The organism is Arachnia sp., from assembly GCF_057238465.1.
The window spans coordinates 115,474-132,773 of record NZ_DBHHFZ010000007.1; the positions used below are offsets into that span (position 1 = coordinate 115,474).

The following is a 17,300-nucleotide window of genomic DNA, read 5'->3' on the forward strand; positions in this document are numbered from 1 at the left end:
CCGGATCACAGCAAGTTGCACGACCCCGTCGAGCCCAGCCGCGACTCGGTGCCGTCGATGTAACGCAGCCTCGGGACGGGAACCAGCGGCACCTGCCGCTCGCCCCTGGGTACCAGCACCCCAGCGATCCGGGAGAAGGTGATCAGGTCCGCGGCCAGGGCGGTGTCGGTTCCGCTGGCCAGCTCGATGGCCCTCGCGACCGCCGGGTGTTCCCGGCGGGTCAGCCAGCCGTCGCGGTAGCTGCGGTTGAGCATCTGGAAGCGTTGCTCGTCGAGGCCCTGGATGCCCCGCACCAGCAGGTCGAGGGCCTGGTCGCGTTCGGAATCGGGCAGCAGCTGCCCCAGCGTGACGCGCGCCTGAGCCAACCACTGTTCGGCGCCCTCCAGGAACTCCAGGCGCACCAGGGCGCGACGCAGCAGCCGTTCGGCGGCGAGGTGGTGTTCGGGTCCGCTCTCGGCCAGGAGGGAACCCGCCTCCAGGAGCAGCAGCGCCTCGTCGCGTTCAAGGCCCGGGCGGCCCGCCAGCGAGTCCAGGAGCCGCGACACCACCGCCGCGTGATCCGCTTTCCGCTGCGGGAGCGCCGCCAGGTCCCGCAGCAGTGCCGCCACGGCCTGCGGGTCGGTCCTCGTGCTCGCCCCGGGGCGCGGGATCTCGCCCAGCCAACGGGTCGCGTCCTGCGCATCCCGCAGGGTGTGCGACGCGCTCGCCGGGGGATCCAGATGGGCGGGCAGGGGCAGTTTCCCGGCCTCGGTGCGGAGACGGGCGGCCTCGTCGGGCTGGCACCAGTCGTCGAGGCAACCGGCGCGGATGGTGAGGAGTTCGCGACGCAGCACGTCGAGCCCGGAGGTCGCCCGGAGGCGGGTTTCCGCGACCTCCAGGGTTTCCAGGGCCTCGCCGATGCGTCCCGACCGGTGTTCGTGCTCCGCTCGGGCCAGCAGGAAACGGATTCCCAGCAGACCCTGTGGCGCATCCGAAGGGTTGCCGTGGCGGAGCGCGAGCCGGTCGGCGTCCTCCAGGTGACCGGCCCGGCTGAAGGCCAGCAGCAGCAGGACGCGGGTACCCGCCTCGTGGTATTCGTCCTTGCCGCGCTGGTTCTCGGCGACGGCGTTCAACAGGGAGGCCACCGCCTCGAAGGGGCGCTCGGCCAGCAGGGCGGCCTCCCCGAGCAGCCGCCACGCCCAGCCCGCGATCCCGGCGTCGGGGTGGGTCGTGAACCCGGCGATGGTCTGGGGGCCTGCCGGGTCACCGCGCCTGACCCGGCAGGCCGCCAGTTCCAGGCATGCGGGGACCGCGAGTTCCCGCGACGCGGCGGGCAGCCGGCTCAGCTGCACGGCCTGCCGGGCCGAGTCGCAGGCCCGGGTGAGGGCGCCGGCCTCGCCGCGGTGACGCTGGATGCGCGCCTCGGCGCGGAACGCCTCGATGGTCTCGTCCAGCGACCCGCCGTGGTCCAGCAGGTCGTGCTGGTGCCGCCGGATGGCATCGAGGGCCGCGTCGTTCCGGCCCTCACGGTCGAGGTCGAGCGCTTTGGAGATGGTCATCACTGCCCCGTCCTTCCCACCCGGAGCGTATCGGGAGAAGCACCGGGTGGGTGGCGGGGTCGGGAATTCCTTGCCGGAAAACCTCAGGACAGCTTGTCGCGGCCCGGAAGGTCGGCGGGCATCTCAAGGTGCGTCGACACGTCGGAGGCCGGGGCCAGGCCGTGCTTCTCGAAGGCCTTGCGCAGGTACTCGGCGGCGTCGATGTTGAGGGGGCTCTCGGTCCACAGGGCGTAGGGCAGGTTGACGAAACGCTCCTCCTGCACCGCGGGGAGGTCCTTGGTGGCCGGGTGCGACTTCAGCGCGTCGATCTTCTCCTGGTAGGACTGGCCGGGGTACTCCACCAGCGCGATGACGTCGGGGTTGGCGGTGGCCAGGCGTTCCCAGTTCACATTGGTCCAGGTGTCCTCGACATCGGCGGTGGCGTTCACCCCGCCCGCGGCCTCGATGATCGCCTGCGGGGCGCCGTACATGCCGCTGGTGAACACGTTGTCCTTGGCGGAGTCGAAGAGGAACACCACGGGCTTCTTCTCGGGCTGCGCGGCACCCTGGACGGTCTTCAGGCGGGCGTCCATGTCGTCGACGGCCGCCTTGGCGACATCACTGTGCCCGGTGATGGCACCGAGGTTGGTGATGTCGGTGCGGACCGCCTCCCACGGGTCGACGAGACCGCGTTTGGTGGTGCCCTCCTGGCGGCACGACTCGGTCAGCAGGTAGGAGGGAATGCCCTTCTCGGCCAGGATGTCGGGGGTCAGGTTCTTGCCCTCGGAGAAACCGTAGTTCCAGCCCGCGACCACCAGGTCGGGGGTGTTGGCGAGGATCGACTCGAGGGTGGGGTACTCCTTGGAGACGTCGTTGAGGCCGTCGACGGTCTCGGCCCCGTACTTGGCCTTCAGGATCGGGACGTCGCGGCCCATGCTGCTGACCGCGGTGATCTCCTTCGCCCCTCCGGCCGCCAACGCGAGGGCGATGATGTTGCCGTCGTTGACGTACATCTTCTTCGCCGGGGAGGGGAGGGTCAGTTCCTTGCCACAGTTGGTGACGGTGACCTGCCCGGAACCTTCGGCCGAACTGCTGGTGGCGGCGGTCGACTGGGTGGAGGCGGTCGGCTGGGAGGGGGAGGAGCAGGCGCTGAGGGCGATGAGGGGCAGGGTCAGCCAGGCGACTGCCCGGGTGCGGCGAGTGTTCATGTGGTCTCCTTACGTTTCTGGATCGGTCTTTTCGGTCGGCACGAGGCCGTCGATGACGAGGTGTTGCACCCCGTCGCCGACCGCCGAGACCTGTCGGGCCCGCACCTTGAAGGCGGACTCCAGGTTCACGGCGGTCATGACTTCTTCGGGTGTCCCGGCGGCGTGGATCCCACCGTCGGCGAGCATCACGATCCGGTCGAACCAGCCCATGGCCAGGTCGAGGTCGTGGATCGAGGCGAGGATGGTGCGGCCGGTGGCCCGCATGGTCTGCAGCAGGTGCAGCTGGTGGTGCACGTCGAGATGGTTGGTGGGCTCGTCGAGCAGCAGCAGGTCGGTGCCCTGCGCCAGGCCCTTGGCGAGCATGGCGCGGCGCCTTTCGCCACCGGAGAGGTGCCCGCAGCGCCGGCCGGCCAGGTGCGTCAACCCCACCATCTCCAGGCACTCGGCGACGATGCGTTTCTCGTCGGAACCGCCGACCTGCCAGGGCATCAGGTGCGGCAGCCGCCCGAGGGTGACCATCTCGGAGAGGGTGAGGTCCTCGGGTGCGGCCTCCTCCTGGGCGACGAAGGCCATCAGCCGTGCCCGTTCCCTCGGGCGGAGCTGGGAGAGATCCTTGCCGTCGACCTCCACGCGCCCCGTCGTCGCGGGCCTGATGCCGGCCAGCACCCGCATCAGGGTGGATTTGCCGACGCCGTTGACCCCGACCAGGGCCGTCATGGTGCCGGGCTGCACGTCGAGATCGATGCCGGAGACGATCACCCGCCGCCCGATCGAGCAGGTGAGGTTGTCGGCCTTGAGCGCGGTCACGAGGCACCTCCGAATCCGTAGTTGCGGCGACCCATGACGATCAGGAAGACCGGTGCGCCGATCAGGCCGGTGACCACGCCGAGAGGCACCTCGGCGGGGGCGACGATGACCCGGGAGAGCACGTCGACCCACAGCAGGAACAGCCCACCGACGGAGGCGGCGACGGGAAGCAGCCGGCGGTGCAGGGACCCCACGACCATGCGGCACAGGTGCGGGATGACCAGGCCGACGAAACCGATGCCGCCGGAAACCGCCACCAGCACCCCGACCAGCACCGCCAGCAGCAGGAAGAGACCTTGCCGCAGCAGGCCGACGGGGATTCCGAGGGCCGCGGCGGCGTCGGGTCCCCAGGCCAGCGCGTCGAGCCAGCCGCTGCCGAGCAGGAGCAGCACCAGGCAGACCACGACGACGCCGGTCGCGAGCGGGAGCCGGTCCCACTGGGCGCCGGAGACGCTGCCGAGCAGCCAGTACAGCACCGACTGCGCGGCGCGCGGGTCGGGGCCCTTGAACACCAGGAAACTCGCGATGGCCGAGAAGGCCGAGGAGAGCACCACCCCGGACAGGACCAGCCGGATCGGGGTGAGGCCACCCTGGGCCATGGCCACCAGGTAGACGGCCAGCGCCGCCCCCAGGGCACCGAACAGCGCCCCGATCGAGGTCGACCACAGCCCGAAACCGGACAGGATGCCGAAGGTGATCACGGCGGTGGCGCCGACGGAGGCACCCGAGGAGACACCGAGCAGGTAGGGATCGGCGAGGGGGTTGCGCACCAGGGTCTGCATCGCGCAGCCCGCGATCCCGAGCCCCGCGCCGACGACAACCGCCAGCAGCGCCCGGGGGAGTCGCAGGTCCCAGACGATGGTTTCGACGGCCTTGTTCCCGCTGCTGACTCCCTGCAGCCTGCTGACGATCACCTGCCAGATGGCGTTCTGATCGAGGGGCTCGGAGCCGATGTTGACGGAGTGGATGACGCTCAGTGCGGTGAGCGCCAGCACCACGACGACGATGGGCAGGGTGAGGCGTTTCAGCACCCTGCGGGCTGTTTTCAGGCTTGCCAAAGAAGCTCCAGTGTCCACGAGCCCGTCCGCGAGGCTCTCAGTCGATAGAAACGAAGCTGCGGTCTTCGGACTCCGGATCTTCCTCGCCTGTGGCCTTCCCGGGTTTCCCCAGTGGCGTGAGTCGCAGGTTTGTCACCGTCACCGCTGCGCGTCAGTCCCGGATTCGCACCGGGTTCCCATGCCCTCTACGGGCCAGCCTCAAGGCGGAGGGTATCAGTTGAAGGACGAATCTGCCGCATCGGCGGCATCCCCGTCCACGGAACCCTCAGACGTCGAGGCCCGCGAACAGGTCGTCGGCGGGACCGTCGCCGGGGAAGGGAACCCCCGCGGCCAGTCGGTAGGCCTCGCCCGCGCCCTCGACGGTGCGCATGAAACGGAACATCTTCCACAGCGGGTGTTCCGGATCCACTTGGCTGCGGTGGGCCTCCAGGGCGGCCTGGCACAGGTCGGCGCGACTCGCGTAGGGAATCACCGCCGCGATGTGACGCGGGTCGATGGCGAAGCGGCGGCGCATGGCCTCCTCGTCCACGCCCTCGGGCAACGGCAGACCCAGCTCGCGGGCCTTCTCCGCGGCCCGGAGCCACGCCTGCGGATTGTGGCTGATCCACAGCACCCGGCTCACCTGCCACGACTCTCCCAGGTCCGGCCGGTACGACGACACCCCCGCCAGCAGCGTGGCGTACATGGTGACGCGGTGCGCCTGGATGTGGTCGGGGTGGCCGTAGTTGCCGTTCTGGTCGTAGGTGGCGACCACCTGGGGCCGGCGGTCGCGGATCAGGGTGACGAGATGGTTGGAGGCCTCCAGCAGGTCGGCGGCCCAGAACGCGCCGTCGGGCAGCTCGTCGCGGGGAATCGCGCGGCCCTCGTCGTCGGTGGTCATGCCGGAGTCGTGGTACCTGCCCATGCCGCCCAGCCACACGTGGTCGGTGACGCCGACGATCTCGAGCGCCCTGTTCAGCTCGTCGATGCGGTGCGCGCCCAGCTCGGAGGGGCTGTAGTGCTCCCACTCGGGCACCAGGATCTCGCCCAGCTCACCCAGGGTGCAGGTGACCAGCGTCACCTGGGCGCCCTCGTCGACGTAACGCGACATGGTGGCGGGCGACTGCGACGACTCGTCATCGGGGTGGGCGTGGACGAACATCAAACGGCGATCAGACACGCGGGCAAGGATAGCCCCGGGATGATGCAACAAAAGTGTCCCGGGAAAGTGGTTTCCCGGGAAGCGGCCAGAAGAACGGGTTCTGGTGAGGCTGCCCCCTGGTCGTCGGCATGGGCTGGGAGAGGCGGGAGGTCTGTCTTGCCCGCTGCTGTGTGCCGGGGCCGAGCAACAGGATGACGACGTTGACGAAACACCCGAGGCCAATCGGGCCAAAGGGTTCAGTGAAGACCCTGTGAGTCAGGTCATGGGTATCGAATGGCGTCAGGAAACCCGCTTCGCCCACCGCCGGGTTGCGGGCTTGCACAACAGGACGAGGTTGCTGATGGCCAGCCCTAGGCCGACCAGCGCGCAGAAGATGATGATCACCAAACCCGCGGCACTCGAATTCATGTTCCGTATCGACCAGATGATCGACTCAAGGGCCAGCAGCATGATCACCACATAGAAAGCCGTCAGGGTGAGCTGTGCTATGACGGCGGACAACAGTACCGTGTAACCCTTTCCCTTGAGAAATGTGATTCCGGCCACGAGAAGGGCGATCACGGTGGCGCTGGTCGCCAAGCCCGAGGGCAACAAAATGGTGATCGATGCCTTCATGGGTCCAGCGGAATCGCCTTCCACTTCGAGGATCTTGGCTACGGTGAAAAGGGTTGCGATCGCTGGAAACAGTCCCAAGGAACCACTGATGATTCCGAGTACGGCTGCGGTGGTTGCCGGTCCAGGGCGTTTCGGACCTTCGGGCTGGCGATGCGCCCCGTACAGGGGGGGAACCTGCCGGGATGGTGCCGTGTTCTGGGGCATCGGGGCGTGGAACTGGCTGTGAGGGGTGGGCGACGACTCAGGGCTTGAGTTTTGGGGCGGACCGGGCTGCTGGAATGGCGGGGCGGCCAGGAAATCGGGACCTGGAGGCCTTGGGTCGGAAGAACCTGCGCAACTCATTCGCGAGCCTTTCTGAGGGGGTCACATTTCAGCGCGCACCGTACCGGTTTACAAGTTGTCGTCCTTCAGGTCGGTTTACGGAGTCCAGACCTCGGCTATCTTCGCCAGGACCTGGCGGTTGGCGAGAGCAGCAGGCCGATGATGGAGGCTGCCAGGCCCAGTCCGACGATCACGGCGAACAGGATGAGCCCACTGAAGGCCGATGTCAGCTGTTGGACCCCCCTGTTCGTGTAATTGTCGAGATCCAGAAGCTGTGGAATCATCAACAGGATCGTCGGGAAGAGCAGGGCCATCGCGGCCTGCGATACGGCGCTGATTAGCAGCACGGCACCTCCCTTGCCCTTCAAGAAGGTGATTCCGCTTGTCAGGAGGGCGACGGCGGTGAGGAAGGTGCCGAAAGCCTCGATGTAGGAGAGCACGAGTAGAGCCGAAGGACCCGGCGAGGCGCCGATAAATGCCACCGCGCCCTGGAAGCTGGATGTGAAAGCGATCGCGAAGAAGCCCATGAAGATACCCATGCCGCCACCGACGATTCCCAGCACGGACGCGGCCGTCGCGTTGCCGGGGCGCCTCGGTTTCTGCGGCACCGGGACGTAGACGGGTTCGTAGGGCTGCGGAAACTGTTGACCGTAGAACTGCCCGTAGGGCTGGGCGTACGACTGCCCGTGCGGTTGGCCCTGGCCCGATGGCACCCCTCCGGGTTGGTGAGGTGCCTGGTTTGGCGGGTAGCCGGGGCCCGGGAATGCCGGATTGGGCGGATACTGATTGGTCATGCGTCTCAGCCTTTCCGCGTCGCTACAGACGTGATTGCGATGACTTCACCTGTTTCCAACAAAGAAATGAAGTCAAAGTGGATTCGGATCGCCTACTTCCTCCACTGCTTTGCCACTGGCGTGAACAGCAGGTAGATGGTGAAACCGGCCATACCCAAACCGATGACAGGACCAAGGTAGGTGAGCCCGTTTTGGACGGCGTACTTGTTCATCAGGCTGGTGGTCAGGTCGATCAGGGACAGGGCGGCCTGTGCGAATGCGCCGTAGAGCAGCACGGGGTATCCCTTGCCCTTGAGGAACATGATGCCTCCCACCAGGAGGGCGACGGCGGCGAGGAACGTGCCGAAGGCGGCAAAATAACGGAGAAGGGTGTACAGGCCCTCGTTGACCCCGAGCACGCTGGCCGCGACTTGAATGGCGGAAAGGCCGGCGATGTAGGCGAACCCGAGGATGATTCCGAGACTTCCGCTGACGATTCCGAGCACGGAGGCCCCGGTGGCGGCGCCGGGACGCTGGGGGCCGTAGGCGCTGTAGGGGCTGAAGGTCGACTGACCGTAGGGCTGCATGGTCGGTTGACCGTAGGGCTGTGCGGTCGACTGACCGTAGGGCTGCATGGTCGGTTGACCGTAGGGCTGTGCGGTCGGCTGGCCGTAGGGCTGCGCGGCCGGTTGACCGTAGGGATTGGGTGTCTGCTGACCGTAGGGCTGCGAGGTCGGCTGACTCGACGGATCGTACGGGTTGGGGGATGTTGGTCCCCCCTGGGGCTGGAAACCAGGTTGCTGAGGTGGATACGGGTCGCTCATATGCGCAAGCCTTTCTGTGGAAATCCAAGCACAACTGTAGCGGCTTGGGGGTTAGCCGCGTCCAGAGGCGGGACGGGGGTGCGTGGCCGACCCGATCCGTGGGGGTTTCGGACCTGAGTGTCCGAAACCCTCGGAACCGCGTGTAATGATGTCTCACATGGACGTTTCCTATATGGCTCCTGTGCAGCCCGAGAACTGGGGGCATGCCGAGTGGCCACTCGGTGCTCACCTAACCGACGAGGGTGCCACCTTCGCGGTCTACGCCCCCGATGCCAGCCGGGTTCAGCTTGACTTCTTCCCCCAGGCCCTGGGAGCCGACTCCGTCGCATCCTTCCTGATGTCGGAGGGTCCCGACGGGGTCTGGCGGGCTCATGTGCGCGGTGTCTCCGAGTGCGACCTGTACGGTTTCCGTGTCTGGGGTGGGAACTGGCCCTGGGACCCCGCCTGGAGACCCGGCAGCTCAGCCGGTTTCATCGCCGACATCGATGAGTACGGCAACCGTTTCAACCCCAACAAGGTGATGTTCGACCCCTACGCCCGGGAAATCACCCACACCGTCTATTCCGACGCGATCCTGGAGACCGGGCTCGACGGCGGTGCCTTCGGTACCGGCCCGGACGACTACCGGGGCGCGCCCCGCCGCGAGACCGACACCGCCCACATCGCACCCAAGGGCGTGATCCTGCGACCCACCAGCCCGGCGTTCACCAAACCGAAGCTGCCCGGCGAGAAGGCTGCCATCTACGAGGCGTCGGTCTCGCAGCTGGTCGGGCACCCCTCCATCGTCGAACTCGGCACGCTGCTCAGCGGCGAACCGGGTTTCCAGGACGTGGTGAACATCCCCGAGGAATACCTGGGCACCTACCGGGGCGTCGGGATGATGGCGCCCTACCTGAAGGCGTTGGGCATCACCACCCTGGAGTTGCTGCCCATCCACGAGACCAACCAGTCCGAATCCGCGCGCGAGGGACACACGAACTCGTGGGGCTACATGACCCTGTCGTTCTTCGCCCCCAACCGCAAATACGCCCACGACAAGTCGCTGGGCGGGCCGACGCGCGAGTTCCAGCAGATGGTGGCCGCCTTCCACGAGGCCGGGCTGGAGATCTACCTGGACGTCGTCTACAACCACACCGCGGAGGGCGGCAACTGGGGTGGCGACCCGAACACCGTGGGATTCACCTCTCTTGGCGGGTTCGCCGCGGCCGAGTACTACGTGATGACGGACTCACACGCGCTGGTCGACGGCGCCACGGGCACCTCCAACCAGCTCAACTACTCCTCACCCGTGGCCCAGCAGCTGGTGCTCGACTCGCTCGAACGCTGGACCGTGGAGATGGGGGTCGATGGATTCCGGTTCGACCTGGCGACGGTGCTCGGCCGTAAACCCAACGAGGCCGCCCGCGAGGACTGGGACAACCAGAAACGCTTCTACACCGACCATCCGCTGCTGACCGCCATCGCCGAGTTCGCCGAGGAAAAGCAGATCGAGGTCATCGCGGAGGCGTGGGACCTGTGGGGCTACGAAGTCGGCAACTTCCCGCAGGGCTGGGCCGAGTGGAACGGCCGCTACCGCGACGCGGTGCGCCGGTTCGCAAAGGGCGACGGGAACACCATCGAGTTCCTGGAAGTCGTCAACGGCGATCACGACAACTTCGCCGACAACGGCGGACCCCAGAAAACCATCAACTTCATCGACGCCCACGACGGCTTCAACATGGCCGACCTGGTCAGCTATCAGGAGAAGAACAACAACCAGCCCTACCCGTTCGGCCCCTCCGACGGCGGCTCGGACGGCAACCTGTCGTGGGACTCCGGGGGGTCGCGGGAATTGCGGCGGCAGAGGATCCGCAACTTCCTGACCATCCTGTACCTGTCGCGCGGGGTGCCGATGTTCGTCGCGGGCGACGAGTTCGGCCGCACCCAGAACGGCAACAACAATCCGTGGGAGATCGACTCGGTGGCGATGTGGAACAACTACGCCATGATCCCCACCAACGCCCCGCAGCAGGTGCCGGTGGCGCCCGGCATGACGGACGCGTCGTACCACGACAACCTAGGGACGTTCGACACGGCACCGAACGTCAACGGGCTGCTCCGGTTCACCAGTTTCCTGGCGCACCTGCGGCAACGGCACGAATCGTTGCAGCAGAAACAGTACGGTGACCTGGTGCCCGACGACAGGGACGTCTCCTACCTGTTCCACACCCCGTCGCTGGAAGGGCATCCGCAGGACGGTGACCGGGCGCTCAGTGTCTACATCAATTCCCCCGGGGACAACTTCCTGATGATGGTCAACATGGCCGATGTGGAGGTCGGGTTCAGCGCGCCGGTTCCCGCCGAGGGCAGGGTGTGGCGTCGGCTGATCGACACGGGGGTCTGGGCCGAGCCCGCCGACAACTCCTGGCCGGAGGGCGAGGGAATGATCCTCGACGGCCAGGCGCAGGTGCAGCCGTGGTCGGTGGTGGTCTGGCACGACTCCCCGGCACCCGCTGGCGAGGCCGGCTGATCCAACTCCTCTGCCTCCTCCGCAACCGGGTCGGGTGGGTCCTTCGGGACGCCCGGCCCGGTTTCGTCCCACGGATTGCGGCTGTGGAGGGCGTGCCCTCTGTGAAGTAAATTAACAAGTGTTAGCCAAAGGTCGCGCGGGAACGTCATCTCGGAGCTGGGCGAACCGGACTGCGACGACGGGATGGCCCGTGCCGGAACCACATCCACAGGCCAGGAGGATTCCATGCGTCGTGACACCCGATCCGCCCTGCTGGACCTCCATCTGGAGCATTTCCGGAGACCCCACTTGGTGGGTGCCTGCCGGGCGAGGGTGAGGAGACGGCCGTGAGGGTCGTTCGGGGGTGCCTGTTGGGGGTCGCCGTCTTCCAGATTCTCTCGACGCTGCTCGGGGCGGTCGAGCTGCTGGTCGCGCCGCAGTGGTTCGCCCCGCTGCTCGACGCCACGGTTTTCGAGGGCCGGTACGTCCTGGCCGCCCTGCTCCTCGGGGTCGTCGTCGGCGGTTTCCAATGGGCCGCCGCCGTCGTCCAGCTGCGGATGAGGCGATGGCTTCCGCTGGGGCATGCGCTCGCCGGGACGGTGATGATCGGGTGGATCGCGGGCGAATGCCTGGTGCTGGACAGATTCATGTGGCCCCACGCGCTGTGGGGCGGGATGGGCGTCGCGCAGCTGCTGCTGGTACTGGTGCTCCTCGGTGTCCTGCGGCCGTTGCCCGGCTCAACCAGCTTCGGGGAGTTATCCCTCGCCGACTCCCCGTGACCGCTGGGCCACGCCGTCGGGGCCGTACGGCCACGGGCCGGTCCGCGGGATGGAGATGGCGGTCAGATCGGCCAGGTGCTCCGGCGCGAGGGTGAGTGATGCCGCGGCCAGGTTCGCCCGCAGCTGCCCGACGGTGCGGGCTCCGAGGATCGCGGTGGTGATGCCGGGTTGCGCGACCACCCAGGCCAGTGCGACGTTCGCCGGGGTGGTGTCGTTGTCGGCAGCGACCTGCCGGAGGGCGTCGAGGATCTCCCACGTGCGCTCGTCGCGGGCGATCCGGTCGTAGGCCTCGATGCCGCGCTGCGGATTCTCGCCCAGTCGGGTGGTGCCCGTCGGAGCGCCGTCGCGGGAGTACTTGCCCGTCAGCCAGCCGCCCGCCAGTGGCGACCACGCCATCACGCCCAGTCCCGCGTCGGCAGCCGAGGGCAGCATCTCCCACTCGGCCTCGCGTCGCAGCAGCGAGTACGAGGGCTGCAGCATGACGGGGCGGCGCAATCCCCGTGCGTCGCAGGCCCGCACGGCCCGCTGAACCTGCCAGCCCAGGTAGTTGGAGATGCCCCCGTAGCCGATCAGGCCGTCACTGACCGCCCGGTCCAGGAAGTCCATGGTTTCCTCGACCGGGGTGATGGGATCCCAGGAGTGCACGATGTAGAGGTCGATGTGATCGACCCGCAGGCGGCGCAGGCTTTCGGTGAGCGCGCGACGCAGGTGCCGCCGTGACGCCCCGAACGACCCACCGAGCGCCGACGTGGAGAAACGCCCCTTCGTCGTCAGCACCATCTCCCGGGTGATCTCCCGTGGCCGGGACCGGAGCCACTCGCCGACGATCTCCTCGGAAACGCCGTCGGCGTAGACATCGGCGGTGTCGATGAAATTGCCGCCCGCCTCCACATAGGTGTCCAGCATTGCCAAGGATTCCTCGGCCGGGGATTCCGCCCCGAAGGTCATCGTTCCCAGCGCCAGCGTCGAGACCGAAACTCCGCTGCTGCCCATTCGCCTGCGTTCCATGCCGCCTCTCCTCTCTGGTTTCCGATCCTACGTGGACCAGCCGTGCCTACGGGGTTGCCTCAGCTGGATTCCGATTTCGGGGGGCGGCCCGGGCGGCGAATGGGGGCGGCGTCACCCGGCAGGCGGCCGGCCCGCTTCAGGGCGTCTCGGAGCAGGTACTCGATTTGCGCGTTCACCGACCGCAGGTCATCGGCGGCCCAGCGCGCCAGGGCCGTGTGCACGGATGGATCGAGCCGGAGCAGCACCTGTTTGCGCTCCGGCCGATCCGCGGACCTCGGGGTCACTGATACAGCGATCCCGCGTTGACTATGGGTGTCGCCCGCGAGTCGCCGCACAGCACCACCAGGAGGTTGGAGACCATCGCGGCGCGGCGCTCGTCGTCGAGGACCACGACATCGGCGGCCTCGAGCTGGGTGAGGGCGTCCTGGACCATGGAGACCGCGCCCTCGACGATCTTCTCGCGGGCCGCGATGATGGCGGCGGCCTGCTGGCGTTGCAGCATCGCCTGCGCGATCTCGGAGGCGTAGGCCAGCGACGAGATCCGGGTCTCGACGACGCGCAGCCCGGCCAGAGCGATCCGCGCCGCCACCTCGTCGGCCATCTCCTTGGCGATCACCTCGGTGTCGCCGCGCAGCGTGATCGTGGTTTCCTGGTTGTCGTAGGGGTGGCTCATCGCGATGTGCCGCAGCGCCGCCTCGGACTGGACACGCACGAAGTCGATGTGGTCCTCGACGGCGTACTTGGCCTGGGCGGTGTCGGCCACCTGCCACACGACGATGGCGGCGATGTTGATCGGGTTGCCGTCGGCGTCGTTGACCTTCAACTCGTGGGTCTCGAAGTTGTGGACCTTCACCGAGATCTTCTTCTGGACGACGAACGGGACCACGAACCAAAGGCCGGGCTTGCGGACGGTGCCGATGTAGGAGCCGAAGAACTCCAGCACCTTCGCCTCGCCGGGGCTGAGCATGCACAACCCGGAGGCGAGGACGGCCAGTGCAAGCGCACCGATCCCGATGAGGATCGGCCCCAGGGGCAGGTTCTCGATGGCGGTCTGCTGGACACCCAGGGCGATCAATCCGACGGCCACGACGATTCCCAACAGGCCGACGGGTCCGGGCATGGTCCAGGCGCGGCGCTCCTGCACGTCGACATCCGGGGTGGAGGGAAGTGGAACGTTGGTGGTCATGTCGACTCCTTCTTCGTGATGTCAAAATGATATCAGATTTTTGGGTCGGGTTGAGCACCGGGAAAAATGACCGGGCCGGGCCGCTCGTTCCGCGGCCCGGCCCAACCGGTTTTGCCCATTTGAAGTTGGTTGAGCCGGCCTGCGAGCGTCAGCGAGCAGGCCGTGTCGAAACCTCTTGCGCGTGTCCGAGGACTCGTGGTCGGGTGGTTTCGACACGGGCCGCTCCTTCGTTGCGTCCCGGCTCAACCAGCTTCAGAAGAGAAGGGTGCTCGCGTCCCGGCTCAACCAGCTTCAGGCAGGGGCGCTCACGTCCCGGCTCAACCAGCTTCAGGGGGAGAGGCGTTTAGACCGCCAGGGACTTCAGCGCCTCGAAGGACTTGCGGGCGTTGTGGATGGGACCCTCACCGGGGGCGGGATCCTCGTCGAGCATGATGTCCTGCTCAAGCACCCAGTAGCCGTCGAAGCCCACCTCGTTCAGCAGGGAGACGATGGTGGCGAAGTCGACGTCGCCGTCACCGATGGGGGCGAACATCTCGGCCCTGATGCCCTCGCTCCAGGTGAGTTCCCCGGTCAGGAGCTTGTCGGTGAGCTCCTTGTGGACGTCCTTCGCGTGCACGATCGCGACCCGCTCCGGGTGGCGGCGCACGATGTCCACCGGGTCCGCGCCGCCCGCCATCATGTGTCCCGTGTCGAGGCACAGCCCGACGCCGGTCTCGTCGAGGATCCGCTCCACCTCGTCGGCGTTCTGGATCATGGTGCCCCAGTGCGGGTGCACGCACGCCGTCACACCGGCCTCGGCGCACACCTCGGCGATCCGGTCCAGGTTGCGGTACAGCGTCGCCCAGCCCTGCTCGTCGAGGACGGGACGGTCGTCGTAGCCCTCGCGACCCGAGTCGCAGGCCAGCACCAGCACCGACCCGCCCGCGACGCGGAACGCCTCCAGCTCCGCCTTGACGGCGGGGATCGGGTCGTGGTCGGGGTCGTGCATCACGGCCAGGAAGAACGCGCCCACCGGGGTCAGGCCGTGCGCCTTCACCGCGGCCGCGCGCGCCTCCGGCTCGACGGGCAGCCAGCCCTGCGGGCCGAACTCCGTGGCCGTCAACCCCAGTTCCACCATCTCGGAGAGCACCCGGTCGGGGTTCATCTGGAAACCCCAGCCCGGCACCTCACACACGCCCCACGAGATCGGGGCCCCTGCGATCCTCATTTCGTCACCTCCACGGTCTGTCCGCTGCGAGCGGAACGTTCTGCGGCCTCTGCCAGCACCAGCGCGGCCACGCCGTCCTCGACGGTCGGGGTCACGGGGGAGCCGTTGTTGACGGCGTCGATGAAGGCCGTGAGCTCATCGCGGTAGGCGTCAGCGTAACGCTCCAGGAAGAAGTCGAGGTAGACCTCCTGGGTGGCCGACCCCTTGGCGTCGTTGATGATCAGCGACGTGGAACGCAGGTTCTCGGTCACCAGCTCACCCTCGGACCCGAAGACCTCCACCTTCTGGTCGTAGCCGCTGGCGCAGTGACGGGTGTTCTTGATGATCGCGACCGCGCCGCTGGCGGCCCGCAGGGTCGTGACGGCGCCGTCGAAGTCGTCGACGTCGGCCAGCGCCGGGTCGAGTTTCTGCCCGATGGCGTTGACGGAGACGATCTCACCCAGGAAGAACCGGGCCTCGTCGAAGTCGTGGATGGTCATGTCCTTGAACACGCCCCCCGACTGCGCCAGGTACTCCGCCGACGGCGGGGCGGGGTCGCGGGAGATGATGGTGAGCTGCTCGATACGCCCGATCCGGCCCTCGGCGGCGAGCCGCTGGGCCTTCGCGATGGAGGGGTCGTAGCGGCGCTGGAAACCGACCATCACCGGCGGGTGCTCGAAGGTCGCGAGCTCGTCGGCGAGGGCGCGGGCCGCCTCGACGGAGGATGCGACGGGCTTCTCGCACAGCGAGGCCTTGCCCGCGCGGGCGGCGGCCAGGACGTGCTCGGCGTGCAGGGGGGTGGGGGAGCCGATGACAACCGCGTCCACGTCGTCGGCGGAGAAGGCCTCGGCGGCGTCGGCGGAGGCGCGCGCCCCGAGGGGTTCGGCGAGGGCCTTCGCGGCCTCGATGAACGGGTCACAGACCAGCACGAGCCGGGCCTGGGGATGGGCGGCGACGGTGGCGGCATGGACCTTGCCGATGCGACCCGCGCCTATCACTGCGATGCGCAGCATGGGGTTTCCTTCCTGGGAGTGAGATGCCCGCTGGGCGTGGGGGGCCGGTTCGCTGGCCCTAATGCCGGTTTGCTGGGCGTATTCACGTTTGCCTGCGCTACAGCGCAGGCAAACAGCAACAAGTCCAGCAAACCGGGTACAAGGCCAGCAAACCGGCTTGTCTCGGGGACCGGGTCAGGGTGCCGGGACGATGATGTCGCGCACCAGGGCGTCGAGGTCCGCGTCGGCGGCCAGGAACTGGCGCAGCGTCTTGCGGGTGGGTCCGAACTCCTCGAACTCCTCGACGGTCATGCCGTCGGGCTCGTAGGCGCGGACGAAGTCCGGGATGCGCTTCAGCTCGGCGATGTAGCGCGGATCGACGGGATCGGCGATGCGTTCGCGGGCGGTGTAGTCGGAATCGGCGATGATCTTCTGCCACTTGAATGGCGGGGAGACCACCACGTCGCCGCCGACGAACTCGGCCCACTGGTTGACGTTGCGGAAGGCTGCCGCGAGCACACGGGCGCGGTAACCGCGCTCCTGGAAGATCTGGTGGGCGCGCTTCATGGCGGCGATGCCCGCCCATTCGAGGGCCGACGGGTCGATGAAGATGCCGTCGCGGGCGACGACATGCTTCAGCCAGTCGTCGAGACGCCCCACCATGATCGTGACGACCGGCCCCATCTCGGAGGTGTCGTGCCCGGCGGCCTCGCGGGCCTTCAGGCCGCGTTCGATGGCCTCGGCGGCCTGCACGGCCTGCGGCACGGAGAAGGAGACGGTGACGTTGATCGAGACGCCGCGGGAGGTGGCGTCCTCAATGGCCTCAAGGCCGGTCTTGGTGGCGGGGATCTTCACCACGATGTTGCGGGCCAGGTTGTGGAACTCCTCGGCCTGGTCGGCGAGTTTCTTGGCGTCGCGGTGGAAACGCGGGTCGGTCTGCACCGACAGGCGGCCGTTGCGTCCCTTGTGCTCATCGAAGATGGGCTCCAGGAGCTTCGCGGCCTCCTGCGACATGTCCTTGACGGCCTTCCAGCCGATCTCGGACTCGCCCCAGGTGGGGTTGGCGTCGGCGATGGCCTGGATGCGCGGCGCCCACACGTCGAGGTGCTTCTTGATGGTGGTGTAGGCGATGACCGGGTTGCAGGTGGCGCCGACGCCACCGTACGAGATGGACTGGCGCAGCTCGTCCAGGTCGGAGGAATCGTTCCAGAGCGCCGTCGGGGTGTTGCGGGCGGCGTCCAGGAGAGGTCCTGGTGTGTATTCAATGTCAGTCATGGACTTCAGGCTCCTTCTCGGGGGTCGCGGCAGCGTCATCGCCGTCGTCGAACCAAGTCAACCCCAATGGCAACACCAAGTCAAGCGCTTGTAATGACAAAGAGCCGGGAGGGTGGGATCGG

General features: G+C 67.6%; 16 protein-coding genes and 1 riboswitch. Of the genes, 2 read left to right on the forward strand and 14 right to left on the reverse strand.

The annotated features are described in order from the left end of the window. Nucleotides 1–5 precede the first annotated feature (5 nt). The 8 genes from ACO6D6_RS08935 to ACO6D6_RS08970 all read right to left on the reverse strand — a co-directional run bounded on the left by ACO6D6_RS08935 (nucleotide 6) and on the right by ACO6D6_RS08970 (nucleotide 8,264). Entirely contained in the window at nucleotides 6–1,538 is a 1,533-nt protein-coding gene (locus ACO6D6_RS08935) for a hypothetical protein (RefSeq protein ID WP_484784911.1), read from the reverse strand. A gap of 83 nt (nucleotides 1,539–1,621) precedes the next feature. After that, nucleotides 1,622–2,725 (reverse strand): ABC transporter substrate-binding protein, encoded by a 1,104-nt coding sequence (locus tag ACO6D6_RS08940; protein ID WP_484784912.1) that lies wholly within the window; start codon nucleotides 2,723–2,725, stop codon nucleotides 1,622–1,624. A 9-nt stretch (nucleotides 2,726–2,734) separates the two neighbouring features. Continuing rightward, entirely contained in the window at nucleotides 2,735–3,532 is a 798-nt protein-coding gene (locus ACO6D6_RS08945; RefSeq protein ID WP_484784913.1) for an ABC transporter ATP-binding protein, read from the reverse strand. Further along, nucleotides 3,529–4,590, reverse strand: a complete 1,062-nt coding sequence (locus tag ACO6D6_RS08950; protein ID WP_484784914.1) for a FecCD family ABC transporter permease — start codon at nucleotides 4,588–4,590, stop codon at nucleotides 3,529–3,531. The genes ACO6D6_RS08945 and ACO6D6_RS08950 overlap by 4 nt, the downstream gene beginning before the upstream one ends. A 40-nt stretch (nucleotides 4,591–4,630) precedes the next feature. After that, nucleotides 4,631–4,803: riboswitch (cobalamin riboswitch) on the reverse strand. Between the two features lie 52 nt (nucleotides 4,804–4,855). Next, nucleotides 4,856–5,749: a PIG-L family deacetylase gene (locus tag ACO6D6_RS08955; protein ID WP_484784915.1), complete on the reverse strand. Its 894-nt coding sequence runs from the start codon at nucleotides 5,747–5,749 to the stop codon at nucleotides 4,856–4,858. 261 nt (nucleotides 5,750–6,010) lie between these two features. After that, nucleotides 6,011–6,424, reverse strand: coding sequence for a hypothetical protein (locus ACO6D6_RS08960; RefSeq protein ID WP_484784916.1), 414 nt, complete (start codon nucleotides 6,422–6,424; stop codon nucleotides 6,011–6,013). A 359-nt stretch (nucleotides 6,425–6,783) separates the two neighbouring features. Continuing rightward, nucleotides 6,784–7,461: a hypothetical protein gene (locus ACO6D6_RS08965; RefSeq protein ID WP_484784917.1), complete on the reverse strand. Its 678-nt coding sequence runs from the start codon at nucleotides 7,459–7,461 to the stop codon at nucleotides 6,784–6,786. 92 nt (nucleotides 7,462–7,553) lie between these two features. After that, a complete protein-coding gene (locus tag ACO6D6_RS08970) occupies nucleotides 7,554–8,264 on the reverse strand; it encodes a PT domain-containing protein (RefSeq protein WP_484784918.1) in 711 nt (236 codons plus the stop codon). A 157-nt stretch (nucleotides 8,265–8,421) separates the two neighbouring features. Between ACO6D6_RS08970 and ACO6D6_RS08975 the strand changes: the two genes are divergently transcribed. Both ACO6D6_RS08975 and ACO6D6_RS08980 read left to right on the forward strand, forming a co-directional pair. After that, nucleotides 8,422–10,773 (forward strand): glycogen debranching protein, encoded by a 2,352-nt coding sequence (locus tag ACO6D6_RS08975; protein ID WP_484784919.1) that lies wholly within the window; start codon nucleotides 8,422–8,424, stop codon nucleotides 10,771–10,773. Between the two features lie 326 nt (nucleotides 10,774–11,099). Continuing rightward, nucleotides 11,100–11,531: a hypothetical protein gene (locus ACO6D6_RS08980; RefSeq protein WP_484784920.1), complete on the forward strand. Its 432-nt coding sequence runs from the start codon at nucleotides 11,100–11,102 to the stop codon at nucleotides 11,529–11,531. Here ACO6D6_RS08980 and ACO6D6_RS08985 read toward each other — a convergent pair. From ACO6D6_RS08985 to ACO6D6_RS09010, 6 genes are all read right to left on the reverse strand, one after another. Next, the gene (locus ACO6D6_RS08985; RefSeq protein ID WP_484784921.1) at nucleotides 11,508–12,539 is read right to left on the reverse strand and encodes an aldo/keto reductase; all 1,032 of its coding nucleotides are present in this window, start codon (nucleotides 12,537–12,539) and stop codon (nucleotides 11,508–11,510) included. The genes ACO6D6_RS08980 and ACO6D6_RS08985 overlap by 24 nt on opposite strands. Before the next feature lie 59 nt (nucleotides 12,540–12,598). Further along, the gene (locus ACO6D6_RS08990; RefSeq protein ID WP_484784922.1) at nucleotides 12,599–12,823 is read right to left on the reverse strand and encodes a type II toxin-antitoxin system antitoxin; all 225 of its coding nucleotides are present in this window, start codon (nucleotides 12,821–12,823) and stop codon (nucleotides 12,599–12,601) included. After that, on the reverse strand, nucleotides 12,820–13,725 hold the full coding sequence (locus ACO6D6_RS08995) for an SPFH domain-containing protein (RefSeq protein WP_484784923.1): 906 nt from the start codon (nucleotides 13,723–13,725) through the stop codon (nucleotides 12,820–12,822). Before ACO6D6_RS08995 ends, ACO6D6_RS08990 begins: the two co-directional genes overlap by 4 nt. Before the next feature lie 343 nt (nucleotides 13,726–14,068). Next, the gene (locus ACO6D6_RS09000) at nucleotides 14,069–14,932 is read right to left on the reverse strand and encodes a sugar phosphate isomerase/epimerase family protein (RefSeq protein ID WP_484784924.1); all 864 of its coding nucleotides are present in this window, start codon (nucleotides 14,930–14,932) and stop codon (nucleotides 14,069–14,071) included. After that, nucleotides 14,929–15,924 carry an inositol 2-dehydrogenase gene (gene iolG, locus ACO6D6_RS09005; RefSeq protein ID WP_484784925.1) on the reverse strand — a complete coding sequence of 332 codons (996 nt, stop codon included), beginning with the start codon at nucleotides 15,922–15,924 and terminating at the stop codon, nucleotides 14,929–14,931. Before iolG ends, ACO6D6_RS09000 begins: the two co-directional genes overlap by 4 nt. Before the next feature lie 174 nt (nucleotides 15,925–16,098). Continuing rightward, nucleotides 16,099–17,178, reverse strand: coding sequence for a transaldolase family protein (locus tag ACO6D6_RS09010; protein WP_484784926.1), 1,080 nt, complete (start codon nucleotides 17,176–17,178; stop codon nucleotides 16,099–16,101). Nucleotides 17,179–17,300 lie beyond the last annotated feature (122 nt).